General features: G+C 66.5%; 21 protein-coding genes. 11 read left to right on the top strand and 10 right to left on the bottom strand.

Going from position 1 to position 17,663, the window contains the following annotated elements; all coding sequences use genetic code 11:
- From TK90_RS12185 to TK90_RS12175, 3 genes are all read left to right on the top strand, one after another.
- The gene (locus tag TK90_RS12185) at positions 1–825 is read left to right on the top strand and encodes a pyruvate, water dikinase regulatory protein (RefSeq protein WP_012983789.1); all 825 of its coding nucleotides are present in this window, start codon (positions 1–3) and stop codon (positions 823–825) included.
- Between the two features lie 108 nt (positions 826–933).
- Complete coding sequence (locus TK90_RS12180; protein ID WP_012983788.1) at positions 934–1,497, top strand: YggT family protein; 564 nt, start codon at positions 934–936, stop codon at positions 1,495–1,497.
- A 141-nt stretch (positions 1,498–1,638) separates the two neighbouring features.
- Positions 1,639–2,091 (top strand): DUF4426 domain-containing protein, encoded by a 453-nt coding sequence (locus TK90_RS12175; RefSeq protein ID WP_012983787.1) that lies wholly within the window; start codon positions 1,639–1,641, stop codon positions 2,089–2,091.
- Between the two features lie 30 nt (positions 2,092–2,121).
- Here TK90_RS12175 and TK90_RS12170 read toward each other — a convergent pair whose 3' ends face one another.
- Both TK90_RS12170 and TK90_RS12165 read right to left on the bottom strand, forming a co-directional pair.
- Positions 2,122–2,784, bottom strand: a complete 663-nt coding sequence (locus TK90_RS12170) for a sulfite exporter TauE/SafE family protein (protein ID WP_012983786.1) — start codon at positions 2,782–2,784, stop codon at positions 2,122–2,124.
- A gap of 15 nt (positions 2,785–2,799) precedes the next feature.
- Positions 2,800–3,273 (bottom strand): TerB family tellurite resistance protein, encoded by a 474-nt coding sequence (locus TK90_RS12165; RefSeq protein ID WP_012983785.1) that lies wholly within the window; start codon positions 3,271–3,273, stop codon positions 2,800–2,802.
- A gap of 44 nt (positions 3,274–3,317) precedes the next feature.
- Here TK90_RS12165 and TK90_RS12160 point away from each other — a divergent pair, with 44 nt between their 5' ends.
- Both TK90_RS12160 and TK90_RS12155 read left to right on the top strand, forming a co-directional pair.
- Positions 3,318–3,971 carry a 7-cyano-7-deazaguanine synthase gene (locus TK90_RS12160; RefSeq protein WP_012983784.1) on the top strand — a complete coding sequence of 218 codons (654 nt, stop codon included), beginning with the start codon at positions 3,318–3,320 and terminating at the stop codon, positions 3,969–3,971.
- Positions 3,968–4,207: a hypothetical protein gene (locus TK90_RS12155; protein ID WP_012983783.1), complete on the top strand. Its 240-nt coding sequence runs from the start codon at positions 3,968–3,970 to the stop codon at positions 4,205–4,207. The genes TK90_RS12160 and TK90_RS12155 overlap by 4 nt, the downstream gene beginning before the upstream one ends.
- On the opposite strand, the gene TK90_RS12150 is transcribed toward TK90_RS12155, so the two are convergent.
- The gene (locus tag TK90_RS12150) at positions 4,200–4,973 is read right to left on the bottom strand and encodes an HAD family hydrolase (protein WP_018139434.1); all 774 of its coding nucleotides are present in this window, start codon (positions 4,971–4,973) and stop codon (positions 4,200–4,202) included. The two genes, TK90_RS12155 and TK90_RS12150, sit on opposite strands and share 8 nt — an antisense overlap.
- On the opposite strand from TK90_RS12150, the gene TK90_RS12145 reads away from it, so the two are divergent.
- Genes TK90_RS12145 through cysQ form a run of 3 tightly spaced genes read left to right on the top strand, consistent with a single transcriptional unit; the run spans position 4,972 to position 7,130 of the window.
- Entirely contained in the window at positions 4,972–5,685 is a 714-nt protein-coding gene (locus TK90_RS12145; RefSeq protein ID WP_020146138.1) for a hypothetical protein, read from the top strand. The genes TK90_RS12150 and TK90_RS12145 overlap by 2 nt on opposite strands.
- Before the next feature lie 7 nt (positions 5,686–5,692).
- Positions 5,693–6,238, top strand: a complete 546-nt coding sequence (nudE, locus tag TK90_RS12140) for an ADP compounds hydrolase NudE (RefSeq protein ID WP_012983780.1) — start codon at positions 5,693–5,695, stop codon at positions 6,236–6,238.
- A gap of 58 nt (positions 6,239–6,296) precedes the next feature.
- A complete protein-coding gene (gene cysQ, locus TK90_RS12135; RefSeq protein WP_012983779.1) occupies positions 6,297–7,130 on the top strand; it encodes a 3'(2'),5'-bisphosphate nucleotidase CysQ in 834 nt (277 codons plus the stop codon).
- A gap of 884 nt (positions 7,131–8,014) precedes the next feature.
- Here cysQ and proC read toward each other — a convergent pair.
- Together proC and TK90_RS12125 are read right to left on the bottom strand one after the other, a co-directional pair.
- The gene (proC, locus tag TK90_RS12130) at positions 8,015–8,833 is read right to left on the bottom strand and encodes a pyrroline-5-carboxylate reductase (protein ID WP_012983778.1); all 819 of its coding nucleotides are present in this window, start codon (positions 8,831–8,833) and stop codon (positions 8,015–8,017) included.
- Between the two features lie 13 nt (positions 8,834–8,846).
- The gene (locus TK90_RS12125; RefSeq protein WP_012983777.1) at positions 8,847–9,560 is read right to left on the bottom strand and encodes a YggS family pyridoxal phosphate-dependent enzyme; all 714 of its coding nucleotides are present in this window, start codon (positions 9,558–9,560) and stop codon (positions 8,847–8,849) included.
- 143 nt (positions 9,561–9,703) lie between these two features.
- Between TK90_RS12125 and TK90_RS12120 the strand changes: the two genes are divergently transcribed.
- Genes TK90_RS12120 through TK90_RS12110 form a run of 3 tightly spaced genes read left to right on the top strand, consistent with a single transcriptional unit; the run spans position 9,704 to position 13,100 of the window.
- On the top strand, positions 9,704–10,738 hold the full coding sequence (locus tag TK90_RS12120) for a type IV pilus twitching motility protein PilT (RefSeq protein WP_012983776.1): 1,035 nt from the start codon (positions 9,704–9,706) through the stop codon (positions 10,736–10,738).
- A 43-nt stretch (positions 10,739–10,781) separates the two neighbouring features.
- The gene (locus TK90_RS12115; protein ID WP_012983775.1) at positions 10,782–11,954 is read left to right on the top strand and encodes a PilT/PilU family type 4a pilus ATPase; all 1,173 of its coding nucleotides are present in this window, start codon (positions 10,782–10,784) and stop codon (positions 11,952–11,954) included.
- A 27-nt stretch (positions 11,955–11,981) separates the two neighbouring features.
- Positions 11,982–13,100 (top strand): PilT/PilU family type 4a pilus ATPase, encoded by a 1,119-nt coding sequence (locus TK90_RS12110; protein WP_012983774.1) that lies wholly within the window; start codon positions 11,982–11,984, stop codon positions 13,098–13,100.
- A 111-nt stretch (positions 13,101–13,211) separates the two neighbouring features.
- Here the strand turns inward: TK90_RS12110 and TK90_RS12105 are convergent, their stop codons facing one another.
- The 5 genes from TK90_RS12105 to ruvX form a co-directional block, all read right to left on the bottom strand.
- The gene (locus TK90_RS12105; RefSeq protein ID WP_012983773.1) at positions 13,212–14,117 is read right to left on the bottom strand and encodes a dihydroorotate dehydrogenase electron transfer subunit; all 906 of its coding nucleotides are present in this window, start codon (positions 14,115–14,117) and stop codon (positions 13,212–13,214) included.
- Positions 14,118–14,424: 307 nt separating this feature from the next.
- A complete protein-coding gene (locus tag TK90_RS12100; protein WP_012983772.1) occupies positions 14,425–15,720 on the bottom strand; it encodes a dihydroorotase in 1,296 nt (431 codons plus the stop codon).
- The gene (locus TK90_RS12095; RefSeq protein WP_012983771.1) at positions 15,717–16,739 is read right to left on the bottom strand and encodes an aspartate carbamoyltransferase catalytic subunit; all 1,023 of its coding nucleotides are present in this window, start codon (positions 16,737–16,739) and stop codon (positions 15,717–15,719) included. Before TK90_RS12095 ends, TK90_RS12100 begins: the two co-directional genes overlap by 4 nt.
- Positions 16,736–17,260, bottom strand: coding sequence for a bifunctional pyr operon transcriptional regulator/uracil phosphoribosyltransferase PyrR (gene pyrR, locus TK90_RS12090; protein ID WP_012983770.1), 525 nt, complete (start codon positions 17,258–17,260; stop codon positions 16,736–16,738). The genes TK90_RS12095 and pyrR overlap by 4 nt, the downstream gene beginning before the upstream one ends.
- Complete coding sequence (gene ruvX / locus TK90_RS12085) at positions 17,257–17,649, bottom strand: Holliday junction resolvase RuvX (protein WP_012983769.1); 393 nt, start codon at positions 17,647–17,649, stop codon at positions 17,257–17,259. The genes pyrR and ruvX overlap by 4 nt, the downstream gene beginning before the upstream one ends.
- Positions 17,650–17,663 lie beyond the last annotated feature (14 nt).

Raw genomic sequence — 17,663 nt, 5'->3', positions numbered from 1 at the left:
ATGGCGGATCCGCGGTGCCCGCAGGTATATCTGATCTCCGACGGGACCGGGATCACCGCGGAGACGCTGGCGCGTTCGCTGTTCACCCAGTTCCCGGATCTGGACCCGGCCTGGCACCGGCTGCCTTTCGTGCAGACCCCGGGCCGGCTGTCCAGCGTGTTCGCGCGGATCGAGGCCGGGCCGCAGCCCGCGGTGGCCGTGGCCACCCTGGCCAATGTGGACCTGCGCCAGGAGCTGCGCCACAGCCCCGTCCCGGTCATCGATGTGTTCGGGGAGCAGGTTGGGCGGCTGGAGGAGGTGCTCGGTGTTTCGGCCCAGTCGGTGTCCGGGCGCGCGCACGGCATGGGGGATGTGACGCGCTATGATCGACGGATCGAGGCCCTGAACTACACATTGTCGCACGACGATGGCCTGTCTACTCAGGATTTGTCCGTGGCCGATGTGGTGCTGCTGGGTGCTTCGCGTTCGGGCAAGACGCCCACCAGTCTTTATCTTGCGATGAACTACGGTCTGTTCGCGGCGAACTATCCGCTGGTGCCCGAAGATCTGGGTCAGGACGACACGCCGCACATGCCGCGTAGCCTGCGCGGCCTTGGCCAGCGCATGGTCGGGCTGACCATTACCCCTCAACGCCTGTCCCAGATCCGCGAGGGCCGCCGGCCAGGGAGTCAGTACGCCAGCCTTAACCAGTGTCGGGCGGAATGCGCCGCGATCCAGGAGTTTCTCGAGACCTGGAACATCCCCCACCTGGATGTCACCGAGCTGTCCATCGAGGAGATCGCGACCCAGGTGCGCGATACCCTGGACCGGATTCAGGGTAACTGAGCGAATCCCCGGAAGAACGCTGGATTCAGCCAGCGTCTCCCTTGGCATCCCGCCGGGCATGCCGGAGAATGTCGCGGACTTTCCGCCGAACTGCAGCAAGGAGCCCGCATGAGCGCCGCCGGACCCGGACAAGAGATCGCCATCTTCCTGATCAGTGTCGTCTTCGGGATCTACATCATCCTGTTGATCCTGCGCACGATCTTCGGGCTGGTGCGGGCGGACTACCACAACCCGATCTCGCAGACGATCGTGATGCTGACCGACCCGCCGTTGCGCATCCTGCGGCGGGTGATCCCCTCGGTTGGCCGGGTCGATCTGGCTGCGATCGTGCTGATTGTTGCGCTCAAGTGCGTCGAATTGTGGTTGCGTGCGGCGATCCTCGGGGCGGATGTGGGTCTTGGTGTGATCTTCTACGTCGCCATCCGAGAGGTCCTGACCACCGTGATCTGGGTCTTCATCATCGCCCTGATCGTCGAGGTCGTGATGAGCTGGATACAGGCTGGCGGCGGCGGTGGGGGCCACAACCCCATCCTGCGACTGGTCGGTGACGTCAACCGACCGATCCTCGGTCCCCTTCGCCGGACCCTGCCGCAGGCCGGCGCGATAGATTTTTCCCCGATGGTTGCACTGGTCGGCTTGTACATCTTGCTGATTCTGGTGCGCTCTTTTTGATCGAGATCATCCGGACCCTGAAACCCTCCTTTTTTGGCGGTTTCATCCAGACGAAAAGGCGCTAGACTCGAAGACAGGGGATGGTGTCAGCCATGCCGGCGGCGCCGCCTCTGCATTCCCGCAACGGCAGAGGAGTCAGCCATGGTAAGAGTGCATCGGGTCATCACCGGCTTCATCGTCGCCCTGGCGGCGGTTGTCCTCGGCAGCTCGATCGCGTCCGCCAACGAGGCGGAATTCGATAACTACGTGGTGTACTACAACGTCATCAACACCACCTTCCTCTCCCCCGAGGTCGCCCAGGCCTACGACGTGCGCCGCAGTTCCAACCGCGCAATGCTCAACGTCACCGTGATGGAACGCACCGACGACGGGCTCAAGGCCGTCTCCGCGAATCTCAGCGGTACCGCGACCAATATGAACGACCAGATGCGCAACCTGCGCTTTCGGGAGATCCAGGATGGCGACGCCATCTATCAGCTTTCCGAGGTGACTGTTCGCCGCGGCGAGACCCTCGAGTTCGCACTCGAGGTAACGCCGGAAGGCAGCGAGCGGGCCCTGCCCATCAGCTTCAGCCGCGAGTTTTTCGCTGACTGAACCATTGGTACCCCCGCCGGGAGGCGGGGGTTACATTGTCAGCCGCAGTAGCATCCAGCCGCCGTAGAGCAGGATCGCGGCTCCCGCCAGGGCGCGAACCCAGCGTTGTTGCACAAACGCAGCCATACGCGCCGCGAAGACCCCCATCAGTAGCAGATTCGGCAGCGTGCCCAGGGCAAAGGCCGCCATCAGCAGCGCGCCCTCGGTGGCCCCGCCGGCGCTGAGCGACCAGGCCAGCACGCTGTAGACCAGCCCGCAGGGCAGCCAGCCCCAAAGCCCGCCCACCAGCAGGGCCTGGCCGGCATTGCGCACTGGCAGAAACCGCCGACCCAGAGGCTCGATACGACGCCACACCACGCCACCGGCCTGCTCCAGACGCGCGAGTACCGGCCACCAGCCGCCGATGTACAGCCCCAGCAGGACCAGGAATACCGCGGCAATCCCCTGCAGGATCACCTGCCCGGCCGGCAGCCCGCCCAGCAGGGTGGCGCCCAGCCAGCCCGCAAGGGCCCCGGCGATCACATAGCTGCCCATGCGTCCGAGGTTGTAGGCCAGGAGCAGGTCGAACCCCGGGCCCCGGCGGCCATGTCCGAGCGAGATCGCGCCCACGATGCCGCCGCACATCCCGAGGCAGTGAACGCCCCCGAGGATGCCCACTGCAAGGGCGGCAAGCAGCGTGCCCGGGTCGCCCATCAGCGCCACTCCCTGTCAGTTCGGATCGGCGGCATCGCCCAGGACCTCGTGCTTGGTGCGGATGAATGTCGAGTGCGGGACATACAACAGATCGGCCAGGTGCCGGATCACGGCTTCCTGGCGCTTGTGCAGGTTCTGGTTGGCCCAGGCGGCGCGCCACAGTGCGCGCATGATGTCGGCCTTCTGGTCGGCATCGAAGGCCGCGTTGACCTCGCGCACCAACGGGTGGACGGATACGAGTTCGTCGCTCTTTTCCCGGGCGATTTCGAGCAGGCCGTCGGCGGTGTCCGCATCCAGTTCGAACAACTCGATCAGGCTGGCGCGCACGGAGTCGAGTTCGGCCTCGTGCAGTTCGAAATCGGCGCGGCAGACCTCCATGATCAGCGCGGCGGCCGCACGCTGCAGTCGGTGTTCGTCGTCGCCGGATTCGGTATCGCTCAGATCCGTGCGCATCAGGCGCTGCCAGTGGCGGCGCAGCTCGTCGATCATCAGGGTTCCTTTCTGCGGGCGTGTGCTTTGCGTATGGTGCCCGAATGCACGCCACGGACAAGTACACGGGTGAATCGCCCCCCGATCTGCTCCTGCTGTCCGGGGGTATCGAGAGCAGTGCCCTGCTGGCGCAGCGGCATGCGCAGGGCCGCCCGCTGCGCGCCCTGTGGGTGGACTATGGCCAGCGCAATGCCGAGCGTGAGCGGGCTGCGATCCGTGCCCTGGGCGCCGACTATGGGGTCGACCCCGTCGAGATGGACCTGCGCGCGCTGCGCCAGGCGTTTGCCAAACGTTCGGAGTGGGTCGCGCATGTGCCGTTGCCACAGCGCAACTTGCTGGTGCTGGCGCTGGCGATCAATCTCGCCGAGCACCAGGGGGCGGGGCGTATCCTGCTGGCGCTCAATCGCGAGGACCAAGGGCATGGCCCGGGTTCGCGCCCGTCCTTTATCGGGCGCCTCGCGGCGCTGGCGGACGAGCTGGTACCGGGGCTGGCGATCGAGGCCCCGCTGATCGCGCAGTCCAAGGCCGATATCATCTACACCACCGATCCGCTGGGGATCGACTGGTCCCGCACCTGGAGCTGCCTTCTGGCACAATCGCTCCACTGCGGGCGCTGCCCGCAGTGCCAGGCGCGCCGCGCGGCTTTCGCCTCGGCGGGCGTGCCGGATCCCACCGACTACCGCGAACCACCCCGATGACCGAATCCGTCCTTCCCAAACATGTGATCGAACGCCTGGAGATCGCCATTCTCACAGGTGAGACCCTGCAGCTGAACTGGGCCGAGCCCGACTCCAGCCAGGCCTGGTGGGGCAAGGTGACCCCGCGCGAGGTCCGCGAGGCGGACGGATATCACTGGCTGGACGGCGAGTGCGAGGGGCGTGACGTTCAGATCCGGCTGGACCTGATCCGCAACCTGCCGACTCCGGTCAAGTAACGGGCCGTTCCCGGCCCGGAAGTCCGGGCAGCAGGTCGGCCAGCGATTCCAGCAGCAGAAACTCCCGCGAGTCCATCGGCTCCCCGCGCTCGTCCGGGTAGCGCATGCCGCGCAGCTCGGTCAGGCCCTGCCGGGCTGCGCTGGCCAGGGCCAGCAGGTTGTCGTCGACCAGCAGCGTACGTGCCGGATCGTAGGGGGTGATGCGTTGCAGCCGTTCCCAGAAGTCGGTGTCTTCCTTGGCGCACTCCAGGTCGTGGGCGGAGACGATCGTGTCCAGGTGATCCCCGATCCGCGTGATCTGGTGCTTGAAGTTGTAGACCTTCGGATGGGCGTTGGTTACCAGCACGCGTCGGCGGCCGGAGCGATGCAGGGCGCCCAGCAGGGCCTCGGCGTGCGGCTTGATTGCGACGTGGTGGGCCAGTTCGCGCTTCAGCCCGAGCACGTCGAGACCGGTGAACCGGGTCCAGTGATCCACGCAGTACCATTCGAGCTTGCCGCGCACGCGTTGCATCTCGTCTTCCAGGCGCCGGCGGGCGCATTCCGGGTCGTCCGGCTGGCAGCGGATGTACTCGGCGGGGATCAGCTCGCGCCAGAAGCGGTTGTCAAAGTGCAGATCCAGCAGTGTACCGTCCATGTCGAACAGCACGGTGTCGATGCTCGACCAGTCGACATGCACCGATGATTCCTGCGGATTCGGATTTTTTTCGGGGTTTTTGGGGTCCACAGCGAACGGAACCTCAAAGAGGGTGATTGCGATGGCTCCCATGGTACCTGAATCCCGTCTGGCCCCTGGCCCGCTCTTTCTGGCGCTGGTTTCCCTGGCGCTGCTGCCATTTTCCGCGCAGGCGATGGACCCGAGCGACCCCGATTACGACCCGTTCGAGGACGACAGCCTGTGGGGCGAGACTGTATCGCCGGACCAGACCCAGACCACCAGCCCGGAGATCAAGTTTCTGACCGAGGAGCCGGAGCAGGTCCCTCATCACCACCAGAACCAGATCACGCTGAGCTCGTCTTCGCTGGAGGACGGCTGGGTGGATCTGCGCCAGTGCCACAGCGATATTGCGCCGATCCGGCGCATGGTCATTGCCTACAACGAAGAGCGAATCGAGGACCTTCAGGTCGAATCCACTACCAACATCGACCTGGCCGAGGCACGGGGCGACCGGGTCGACCTGCGCGGTGTCCACAAGGATTCCGAGGTCTGTGTCACCGCACGCATGCGTGTGATCGAACACGAAGGTGATGGCGTCTACACGATGGAGAACGGGCCCTTCGTGCGGCGTTTCCTGGATGGCTACTTCCCCATGCGGGTCACCATGGCCGTAAACTGGGGGGATCTGGACCTGCGTCTGGAGGAGACCCACCCCGAGGCACAGGAAGGCTTCGACGTCGTCGAGTCCGACCATGGCATCATCCTCGACACCCTGTTCGAGGGCGAACTGAGAACCCAGGTACGGCTGCGCAACGCCGAATAAAACGTCTATGAGTCGAGACAAACCGGATGTCCAGGGCCGCCGGACCGTAGCCCGAAGTCGGCTGTTCGAGGTCGAGGAGCTGGATCTCGAGTTCAGCAATGGGGCGCGCACCTGTTACGAGCGCCTGATCAGCCGGGGCAACGGCGCAGTCATCGTCGCCCCGGTGCAGCCGGATCGCACCGTGCTGCTGATCCGCGAATACGCGGCCGGCACCCACCGCTACGAGCTTGGCCTGCCCAAGGGCCGCATCGAGGCGCGCGAGGACATCCTGGTGGCGGCAAACCGCGAGATCATGGAGGAGGTCGGGTATGGCGGTCACCGCCTGACCCACCTGGGCGCGCTGACGGTCGCGCCCGGCTACATGTCGCACGAGACCCATCTGATCGTGGCGGAGGATCTCTACCCCCAGCGCGAGGAGGGTGACGAGCCGGAGGCCATCGAGGTCGTACCCTGGTCGCTGGACCGGCTGGGCGAACTGGTCACCCGCGAGGATTGCACCGAGGCCCGTTCCATCGCGGCGCTCTACATGGTGCGCGATTTTCTCGACGCCTGACCCGGGTTCTGCCAAGGTACGCGCATTCCGTACCGTTCGAATCAGAAAGGATGCCCCGATGAACGAACCGCCCAAGGACGCGGCCCTGACCGCCCTGATGCAGGAAGTGGGTGGTCTGGCCGAGGATGCCGGCCATGCCATTCTCGAGGTCTACGAGACCCGCTTCGCGGTCACCGAAAAGGACGATCGCTCCCCACTGACCGAGGCCGACCTGGCCGCGCATCGTGTGATCGCCCAGGGGCTGCGCGAGATCGCGCCGGAGTGGCCCGTCCTCTCCGAGGAGGGGCAGGACGTACCATTCGAGCGCCGCAAGCAGTGGCGGACCTACTGGCTGATCGATCCTCTCGACGGGACCCGCGAGTTCGTCAAGCGTACGGGTGAATTCACGGTCAACATTGCCCTGATCCATGACCACGAGCCGCTGATGGGCGTGGTCTGGAGTCCGGTGCTTCAGCGTCTGTATGCGGGCCACGCTGGAGGCGGCGCCATCCGCCGCGATGGTTCCGAGGTCCCGCGCTCCATCGAGGTGGCACGCGACCGTATTGATACCGAGCACCCGCTCGTGGCGGGCAGCCGTTCGCACGGAGCCGAGCGGCTCAAAGCGGTGCTGGAACGCCTTGGGCCGCACGAGTTGGTGAGTCTGGGCAGCTCGATGAAGCTCTGCATGGTGGCCGAGGGAGCCGCGGATATTTATCCGCGCCTGGGGCCGACCAGCGAGTGGGATACCGCGGCGGCGCATGCGGTCGTGCGGGCCGCGGGGGGGCATGTGACGGACCTCCACGGGCAGGAGCTTCGCTACAACACCAAGGAGAGCATGCTCAATCCCGAGTTTCTGGTCTGCGCCGGCGATCCGGCGCGCTGGCTGCGCCGCCTCGGCCTCCCCGACGCCTAGCCTTCTCCCGCCCACCGGCCGGTGGGTCTTGATGTGCCCTGGTTGGCCCTCAGCGTCGTTGGGGCTGGGCCGGGTTCGTCATCTGGTGTTTACTTGCTTTCGGTCCGCTGCCTGCCATGCGCTGTTTCGGCAGCGCACCCTGCCAGTTGTTGATCAAAAACGGACTTCTTTGCTCGTGCAAAGAAGTAACCAAGAAACACGCCCGGGATTCGCCCGGGGACCTTGCTTCGGACGCGCCAGGCCGGAGGCGCTGAAACTCGCTGCGCCTTTGGCTTCGCTCAGACAGTCAGCGCCCCGTGTCTATTTTGAATCGTCCGGCCTGTCACGCCCTCCACAAGGGGCTCATATCGGGAGGGAAGGTCAAAACAGGCGGTAGCCCCGAGCTGTAGGGTGCGGTTGAGCGCAGCGAAACGCACCGGTCCGGCGTCGGGGCAACCCTGATGCGATTCGCTGCGCTCATCCGCATCCTACGAGGGGGTCTGGCGCCCGCTGGCGGGCGCGGCACGCCAAGGCCGAAGGCCGAGCGTGCCAAGATGTCCGAATGCCTAGCCTCTATCCACTGGCAGGAACGTCAGGCCAGCCGTTGTCTTGACCTTATCCCCCCGTATGAAGCCCCTTGCGGAAGGGTCCTCGGGACGGAAAAGAGGCGCTGACTGTCTGAGCGAAGCCAAAGGCGTAGCGAGTTTCAGCGCCGCCGGCCCGAGGGCCCTGGAGCAAGGTTCCCGGGCGGAATCCGGGTGCCCTTCTTTGGGTACTTTCTTGGGCAAGCAAGAAAGTACCTCGCGGCGCGCTCGCGAGTGAGCGCATGGCAGGTGGCGGGCCGAAGGCACCGTAAACTCCGGATGACGAACCAGGCCCAGCCTGAAACGCGGCGGACGAAGCCCCTACTGTCCGAGTTCGCGCGAGCGTTCGGCCGCCGCCGCCATTGCGCGGCGCATGAGTCCGCGCAGGTCGCCATCCTCCAGCACCTGCAAGGCCCGCTCGGTGGTGCCGCCCGGCGACGTCACGCGGTGGCGCAGTTCGGCGGGCGGCTCGTCGCTCTCGGCGGCCAGTCGGGTCGCACCCGCCAGCGTGCCAAGGGTCAGCTCCAGCGCGGTGTCGGGCGGCAGCCCGAGCGACTGCGCGGCGTCCTGCATCGCCTCGATCATCAGAAAGACATAGGCCGGGCCACTGCCCGAGGTCGCCGTGACCGCGTGCATCAGCTCCTCGTCCGCCACCGGGATCGCCCGCCCCACCGACTCCAGCAGGCGGGTGGCGGTGTCGCGGTCTTCGGCGGTGGCAGTGGGGGCGGCGAACAGGCCGGTCACGCCGGCGCCGACCAGGGCCGGCGTGTTGGGCATTGCGCGGACGAGGCGGGTGCCGTCACCCAGCCAACTGGCCAGCTGGGCCGTGGTGATGCCCGCGGCCACCGAGATGACCAGGGGCTGCCCGCGGGTGACGCCCTCGCGCAGCGTGGGGGCCAGGTCCGGCAGGGTCTGCGGCTTGACCGCGAGCACCAGCGCGGCGCTGTCCTCGGCGAGCGCCTCGGCACTTGCGGCCTGCAGTCCGGGGTAGCGGGCCTGGAGATCGCGCACGCGTTCGGCGCTCTTGTCGGCGATCGCGATGCGCTCGGCGTCATGGCCGGACTGGATCAGGCCCTGCAACAGGGCTTCGCCCATGTTGCCGGCGCCGATAAAGCCGACTTCGAAGCGGTGTTCCGTCATGCGGACTCCTCTTTTACTGGTTTCTCTCGGGTGTGATGCGGGGCCCGAACAGCGCGGTGCCGATGCGTACCAGGCTGGCACCCTCGAGGATCGCGGCCTCGAGATCGCCGGACATGCCCATGGACAGGGTATCCAGGCCATGTCCCCGCGCATTGAGTTCGTCCTTCAACTGCCGCAGCCGGGCAAATGGCCGGCGCTGGCGCTCGCGATTGCTCTCGGCGGCCGGCAGGGTCATCAGGCCCCGTAACGTCAGCCCGGGCAGGTTCGCGACGGTGTCGGCCAGCGCGGCGGCAGCCTCCGGCGGGACGCCTGCCTTCTGGCTCTCGCCCGAGACATTGATCTGCAGGCAGACCTGCAAGGGCGGCAGGTGTTCCGGGCGCTGTTCCGAAAGGCGGCGGGCAATGCGCTCGCGGTCGATGGTGTGTACCCAGTGAGCGCGTTCGGCCACGGGGCGCGTCTTGTTGCTCTGCAGTGCGCCGATATAGTGCCACTCGAGGCCCAGGGGGTTCGGGCCGGTCTCGAGGGCGTCGAACTTGTCGATGAGCTCCTGCACGTAGTTCTCGCCGAACGCCGTCTGCCCGAGGGCATGCAGCGCGCGGATGTCGTCGGCCGTACGTGTCTTGGATACGGCCAGAAGACGCACGCTGCCGGGGTCGCGCCCGGCCTGTTCGCAGGCGTGAACGATACGTTCGCGAACGGCCCTGAATGCGTGGTCTGGTGCGCTCATGGCCCTATGATATAGTCCGGTGAAACGTAAGGGCACCGCCGCCAGGCGGGCGGTGTCCGTCACACGCTGCGGGGCCCGGCAGGGCGTCGCCCGGGGCGGGGCGCTGGGGCTGGCGGCTCGTTTCCGGTTGTACAGGGGGATGCATGGATATCACGCAGCTGCTGGCCTTTGCGGTCAAGAACGGGGCCTCGGATCTGCACATCTCGGCGGGCATGCCGCCGATGGTGCGCATCGACGGCGATATGCGCCGCGTGAATGTGCCGGTCATGGACCACAAGGAGGTCCAGGGCCTGATCTACGACATCATGAACGACCGCCAGCGCAAGGACTACGAGGAGTTCCTGGAGACGGACTTCTCGTTCGAGGTCACCGGGCTGGCGCGTTTTCGTGTCAATGCGTTCAATCAGGACCGGGGCGCGGCGGCGGTCTTTCGTACCATCCCCTCCAAGGTGCTCACGCTGGAAGAGCTGGCGGCACCGCGCATCTTCGAGGATATCTCCAACTATCCGCGCGGGATCGTGCTGGTCACGGGCCCGACCGGCTCGGGCAAGTCGACCACGCTGGCGGGCATGGTCAACCACCGCAACGAGAATGACTACGGCCACATCCTGACGATCGAAGACCCGATCGAGTTCGTGCACGAGTCGAAGAAGTCGCTGGTCAACCAGCGCGAGGTACACCGCGACACCCACGGCTTTTCCGAGGCGCTGCGTTCCGCGCTGCGCGAGGATCCGGACACCATTCTGGTCGGCGAGCTGCGCGATCTCGAGACGATCCGCCTGGCGCTGACCGCGGCGGAGACGGGGCACCTCGTCTTCGGCACCCTGCATACCAGTTCCGCGGCCAAGACGATCGACCGTATCGTCGATGTGTTTCCGGCGGCCGAGAAGGACATGGTGCGGGCGATGTTGTCCGAGTCGCTGCGGGCGGTTATCGCGCAGACCCTGATGAAGAAGATCGGCGGCGGGCGTATCGCCGCGCACGAGATCATGCTGGGCACGCCGGCCATCCGCAACCTGATCCGCGAAAACAAGATCGCGCAGATGTACTCGACCATCCAGACCAGTGCCGGCACTGGCATGCAGACGCTGGACCAGTGCCTGAAAGACATGCTGGCGCAGGGCGTGATCAGCCGCGAGGACGCCAAGCGCAAGGCCGCCAACCCGGATTCGTTCTGAGCCCGCGCCCCCGCCCGGGGGATTCGGCAAGGGGAGAAGCACCATGGATCGTGACAAGGCGATCAAGTACATGCACGACCTGCTCCGCGCCCTGGTGGACCGGGGTGGCTCGGACCTGTTCATCACGGTCGGCATGCCGCCAGCGGCCAAGATTGACGGCCGCGTGGTGCCGATGACCGAGCAGAAGCTCACGCCTTCGCATACCCAGGCGCTGGTGCGCGCACTGATGAACGACAAGCAGTCCGCGGAGTACGAGCGCCATCAGGAGTGCAATTTCGCGATCGGCCTGCAGGGCGTGTCGCGCTTTCGCGTGAACGTGTTTACTCAGCGCGGCAGCCCCGGAATGGTGCTGCGCACGATCAACTCGGTGATCCCGAAGTTCGAGGACATCCAGATGCCGCCGCAGCTGGAGAAGATCACCATGGAGCGCCGCGGGCTGGTGATCTTCGTCGGGGGGACCGGCTCGGGCAAGTCGACCTCGCTCGCCGCGATGATCGGCCATCGCAACCGCAATGCCCCCGATCACATCGTCACCATCGAGGACCCGATCGAGTTCGTCCACGAACACGAAAAGAGCATCATCACCCAGCGCGAGGTGGGCGTGGACACCGAGGGCTACGAGATCGCGCTGAAGAACACCCTGCGTCAGGCGCCGGACGTGATCCTGATCGGCGAGATCCGGGATCGGGAGACGATGGACTACGCGATCGCCTTTGCCGAGACCGGTCACCTGTGCCTGTCCACCCTGCACGCCAACAGCACCAACCAGGCGCTGGACCGCATCATCAACTTCTTCCCCGAAGACCGGCGCGAGCAGTTGCTGATGGACCTGTCGCTGAACCTCAAGGCGGTGATCTCGCAGCGCCTGGTGCGGCAGGAGAATGGCGAGGGCCGTGTGCCGGCGGTAGAAATCCTGATCAACACCCCGTTGATGGCCGACCTGATGCTGAAGGGTGCCGTGCACGAGATGAAGGAGCTGATTTCGCGCTCCCGCGAGCAGGGCATGCAGACCTTCGACCAGGCCCTGTTCGACCTCTACGAGACCCGCAAGATCAGCTACGAGGAGGCCCTGCGCAACGCCGATTCGGTGAATGACCTGCGGCTGCGCATCAAGCTCGACTCGCAGCGTGCACAGGATGACGGTGCACCGGCAGTGGCCGACACGGGCGAGGGCCTGTCCGTGGACGACCGTCCCGAGGACTACAGTGTCCGCTAACGGTCCGCACCCTTCGGGAGATCAGCGATGAGCCAGATGCAGATCGAACCGTACCTGAGCCTGATGGCGCAGAAGGCCGCCTCGGACCTGTTCTTCCTGACCGGCGCGCCCGCGAGCATCAAGGTCGACGGGGTCCTGCAGCCGATCTCGCGCAAGGCACTCGCACCCGGTCAGGCGGAGGCCATCGCGCGCGAGATGATGAACGAGCATCAGGCCGAGATCTTCGAGCGCGAGACCGCGGTCAACTTTGGCGTCTCGCGCGAGGGTCTGGGACGCTTCCGCGTGAATGTCTATCGCCAGCGCGGCGAGGTCGCGATGGTCATTCGCTTCATTCGCATGTCCATCCCGACCATCGAGCAGCTTGGGCTGCCCCCGGTGCTGGAGGAATTCGTCTCGCACCATGACGGGCTGGTGCTGATCGTCGGCGCGACCGGGACCGGGAAGTCCACCACGCTCGCCTCGATGATTGATCACCGTAATACGCATTCCAGCGGTCATATTCTTACGGTCGAGGACCCGATCGAGTTTCTCTTTACGCACAAGCGCTCGATCGTCGGCCAGCGCGAGGTCGGGATCGACACCCCGAGCTATGATCACGCCCTGCAGGAGGGGATGCGCGAGGCCCCGGACGTGATCATGATCGGGGAGGTGCGTTCCCGCGAGACCATGCGTGCGGCCCTGACCTACGCCGATACCGGCCACCTGGTACTGACGACCCTGCACGCGACCAATGCCACCCAGGCGCTGGATCGCGTAATCAACTTGTTCCCCGAGGACAATCGCTCGCAGATCCTCTCGGATCTGTCGCTGAACCTGCGCGCGATCATCGCCCAGCGCCTGTTGCAGACCAAGGACGGACAGCGTGTGGCTGCGCTGGAGATCATGGTGAACACGCCGTATATCTCCGAACTGATCCGCGACGAGAAGATCAGCGAGATCAAGGAGATTATGGCCAAGGGCAGCTCGGTGGGCATGCAGACCTTCGATCAGGCCATCGTCAAGCTGTTCAAGGGTGGCCGAGTGATGCTGGACGAGGCCCTGAACAAGGCAGACTCGCGTGCCGACCTCGAATGGCGCCTCAACTTCGGCGGCGGCGTCTCCGCGGCCGACGAGGCCGAGGAAGACCTTCAACTCCCCGACCGGTAGGATGCGCTGAGCGAAGCGAACCGCATCACCCTCGGCTCCTCAATGTGGATCTCGGAGGGGCGCTCCCCAGTGTCCGGCGCTTACCAAGAACCCCTCCGTGCGTCCTGTCCCTCAGGCCCGCGCAGGCTCCGGGAACACATCGGCGGCCGCAAACACCGGCCCATCCACGCAGACACGCTTCATCGCCACGCCGTCGGGGGTGCGCACCGGTACCGTGCAGCCCGCGCAGCCACCCACTGCACAGGCCATGAATTCCTCCAGCGAGACCTGACAGGGCAGGCCGAACTCCGCCGCCAGTTCCGCGCAGGCCTCGAGCATCGGGTGCGGGCCGCAGGCATAGAGCTCGACCTGATCACGTTCCACAGGCGAGAGCGTCTTGAGCCAGGCGCGGGCGAGATCGGTCACGAAGCCGTCATGGGCACCGGGGATGCCTGCCTTCGAGGTCAGGCGGCAGGCCACGCCCCAGTCCTCCAGCAGCGGCAGGGTCGCGATCGCCCCGTCCGGCAGCCCTGGCCAGAGGATTTCCGAGGGCTTGGCCCGAAACGGGAACGGCACCTCGGAGCCGAGGATCGCGCGGGTCTGGCCCGCCTCGCCCTGGCGGCGCAGGTGATCGGCCAGAAAGATCATCGGCGGGATCCCGACGCCACCCCCGAGCAGCAGCCGCAGCGGACGATCCGGGTTCAGCCGGAACGGGACCCCGATCGGCCCCAGTACGCTCAGGGAATCGCCCACCGGCTGCTGCGACAGTGCCTGCGTGCCGTCGCCCACGACCTTGTAGAGGAACTCGACCCACCCGGCCTCGCGGTCGACCCGCTGGATCGACAGGGGGCGCCGCATCGGCAGGTTCGGCGAACACTGGATATGGGCGAACTGCCCTGGGGCGGCGCGGCGCGCGCATTCCGGTGCCTCGGCGCGCAGGATCCACTGCCCGGCCCCGGCATCCTGGTGCTCGAGGATGCGGGCCGTCTCCTGAAAAATCGTGCCGCGGTGGGGGCGTTCGGCGTCGGTGGGGGTCATGCGGTGTCCTTAGGGAAACACTGGATAATGTACACGCTCGCGCTCGAGTCGCTTTTGCGTGCGAACAAGGCGCGGTGACCGCCGTGCAGTGACTCTGCACGGGGGAGCCGCAACGCCGTGCGCGCGCCCGTTCTTGATAACAACGGGCGGCCGAGCCCCTGCTTTAATGGCTTGTGGGGTTGGTACCCCAGGTTCCCCGATCCTGCGTTGCGCCCCGAACCAGTCAAGAACGGGCGGGTAGAACCACTACCCGCTGCACGACGCGCCTTGTCTCGGACAACCTGGGGTACCAACGCGAGCGTGTACATTATTCAGTGTTTCCCTCAGTGGGCTGGGTCCAGGCTGGGCGGCCCGCCACCCAGGTCTCGCGAACCTGGCCGGTGAAGGTCCAGCCGAAAAACGGCGAGTTGCGCCCGGTGCTCAGCCAGTCCTGCTTGCGCATCTCCTGCAGCGCGGTGGGATCGTACAGCACGAAATCGGCCCGCGCGCCGGCGCCCAGTCGGCCCTGTTCGAAGTCCAGGATCTCGGCAGGTCCGGAGGTCACGCGCGCCAGCGCCTCGCCCAGACTCAGCAGGCCATCCTCGACCAGGCGCAGGGTCAGAGGTAGCAGGGTCTCCAGGGCCGAGATGCCCGGTTCGGTTCCGGCGAACGGCCCCAGCTTGGCGTCCGCCTCGTGCGGCTGGTGGTCCGAGCAAATGGCGCTGATCTCGCCGCGCGCGACGGCCGCGCGCAGACCGTCGCGGTCGCGCTGGGCCCGCAGCGGCGGAATCACATGGCCGTTCGGGTCGTATTCGGCCACATCGACCTCGGTCAGGAACAACTGGTGGGCAGCGACGTCGGCGGTGATCGGCAGTCCCTCGGCGCGTGCCTTGGCGATCATCTCGGCCCCGCGGCGCGTCGACAGGCGCGCGACATGCACGCGCGCCCCGGTCTGTTCGACCAGGGCCAGGATGGCGCCCAGCGCGGCGGTCTCTGCGGCTTCCGGGATCCCGGACAGGCCCAGGCGTGTGGAGACGGCGCCCTCGTGCATGCAGCCCGAGCCGGTCAGCGACAGGTCCTGGGCGGGCAGCACGATCGTCAGGCCGAAGGTGGTCGCGTACTCCAGAGCTCGGCGCAGCACCAGCAGGCTGGCCAGCGGCTTGTGGGCATTGCTCACACCGCGGGCCCCCGCCTGCTGCAGCGCCGCCATCTCGGCCAGCTGCTGCCCCTCCAGACGTTGTGTCAGAGCGCCCAGCGTATAGACCCGTACGCCGCAGGCCTGCCGTGCGCGGCGCGCAATCAGTTCGATCTCGGCCGGGGAGTCGATTGGCGGATCGGTATCCGGGGGAATCACGACGCTGGTGATGCCCCCGCGTGCAGCGGCCAGCGTCTCGCTGGCGATGGTGGCCTTGTGCTCCTCGCCGGGCTCGCGCATACGCGCGGACAGGTCGATCAGGCCGGGGAACACCCACAGCCCGCTGCCATCAATGCGCCGGCGTGGCTCGAAGCCGTCCGGTATCTGGCCCCGCGCCAGGATCTCGGCGCCCTGCACGCAGAGCGCCCCGACCGCGTCGTAGTCGTCCGCCGGATCGATGATTCGTACATTTTCGATCAGTACACTCACGACTGATGCGCCCCCATCACCATGGACATCACGGCCTGGCGGACCGAGATGCCGTAGGTCACCTGCTGCAGGATCACCGAGTGCGGCCCGTCCGCCACCGCGGACTCGATCTCCACGCCGCGATTCGCCGGGCCCGGGTGCATCACCAGGCAGGTGGGGTGCGCCAGTTGCAGACGGCGCGAGGTCAGGCCGAACAGCTGGTAGTACTCGTGCTCGGAGGGCAGATGGGCGTGCTCCATGCGCTCGCGCTGCAGACGCAGCATGATGATCACGTCGACGTCCTTCAGGCCGGCGTCGAGGTCGTTGTAGACGTGCACGCCGAGTTGGTCGACATTCGCCGGCAACAGCGAACAGGGTGCGACCACACGTACTTCGCCGGTCTGCAGGATGTTGAGCGCGTGGATCTGCGAGCGCGCGACGCGCGAGTGCAGGATGTCGCCCACGATCGCGACCTTCAGCTTGGTGAAGTCGCCCTTGTGCCGGCGGATGGTGAACATGTCCAGCAACGCCTGGGTGGGGTGCGCGTGGCGGCCGTCGCCGGCGTTCAGCACGCTGATGCCGGGGGCGACATGGCGGGCGATGAAATGCGCGGTCCCGCTCTCCTCGTGGCGTACCACGAACATGTCCACGTTCATCGCCTCGAGGTTGCGCAGGGTATCCAGCAGGCTTTCGCCCTTGACCGCCGAGGAAGTGCTGATGTTGATGTTGAGTACGTCCGCGGACAGGCGCTTGGCGGCCAGTTCGAAGGTGGTGCGGGTGCGGGTGCTGGCCTCGAAGAACAGATTGACGATGGTCTTGCCGCGCAGCAGCGGGACCTTCTTCACTGCCTTCTCGTTCATGTTCGCGAACGACTCGGCGGTATCCAGGATCTCGTTCAGGAGATCGCGGTTGAGGCCCTCGATGGTCAGCAGGTGGCGCAGCTGGCCGTCATCGGTCAGCTGCAGGTGATTGGGCAACGGGCCCGGTTCCGGCAGGCGGGTGGCCCCGGCCAGGACCGGGGTGTCCACGGTATCGCTCATGCGTCGGCGTCCCCATCGGTCTCCAGGGTGACGCGCTCCAGGCGCAGGGGTTCGGGGCCGCGCAGCTTGATCTGCTCGCGGGTGCCGAGCTCCATGTGTTCCCCGACGATCGCGGCGGCGATCGGCAGTTCGCGCCCGTCGCGCTCGACCAGCACGGCGAGGGTGACCGAGGCGGGGCGCCCGTAGTCGAACAGTTCGTTCAGGGCGGCGCGGATCGTGCGCCCGGTGTAGAGCACATCGTCCACCAGCAGGACATGCACGCCGTCCAGGTCCTCCGGGAGCTCGGACGGGCGGACCTGTGGATGCATGCCGATGCGCGAGAAGTCGTCGCGGTAGAAGCTGATATCCAGCTTGCCCAGCGGCCTCTCCACCCCGAGGCGCTCGCGCAGGTGCTCGGCGATCCAGACTCCACCGGAGTGGATGCCGACCACCATCGGGTTGTCGATGTCGTGCCTGGCCAGGTACTGGCGCGTCTGGTCGGCCATGCGGTCGAGCAGGGTTGGGACGTCCGGCGTCTTCATGCGTTCTCCTGAAACCAGCCTTCGAGGATGACCGCGGCAGCGTGGGCATCCAGCCCCGGGTCGTGGCGTCCCCGCCCGCTGCGCTCGCGGGCCAGGTGCGATGTCAGATGCTCGTCGTACCAGTATACCGGTTGGTTGTAGCGCGCTTCGAGGGCGGCCCCGAACGCGCGAATGCGTTTCGCCAGCGGGGTGGGTTTGCCGTCCGCCTGGGTGGGCCAGCCGACGACAAAGCCCTCGGGCGCCCACTCGCTTACGAGCCTGTCGATCACGGGCCACAGCTCCGGTGAATCGGTGTTGAGTGTGCGCAGCCCGCGCGCCGCGCCGGTCAGTTCCTCGCCCACTGCGATCCCGATCCGCCGGCGGCCGTAGTCGAAGGCCAGAAGCCCCATGACGTTGCCGGGCC

The sequence above is a fragment of the Thioalkalivibrio sp. K90mix genome (genome assembly GCF_000025545.1).
Taxonomy (GTDB): domain Bacteria; phylum Pseudomonadota; class Gammaproteobacteria; order Ectothiorhodospirales; family Ectothiorhodospiraceae; genus Thioalkalivibrio.
Note: the sequence above shows the minus strand (reverse complement) of the source record. Positions and strands in the feature narration are given on the sequence as shown.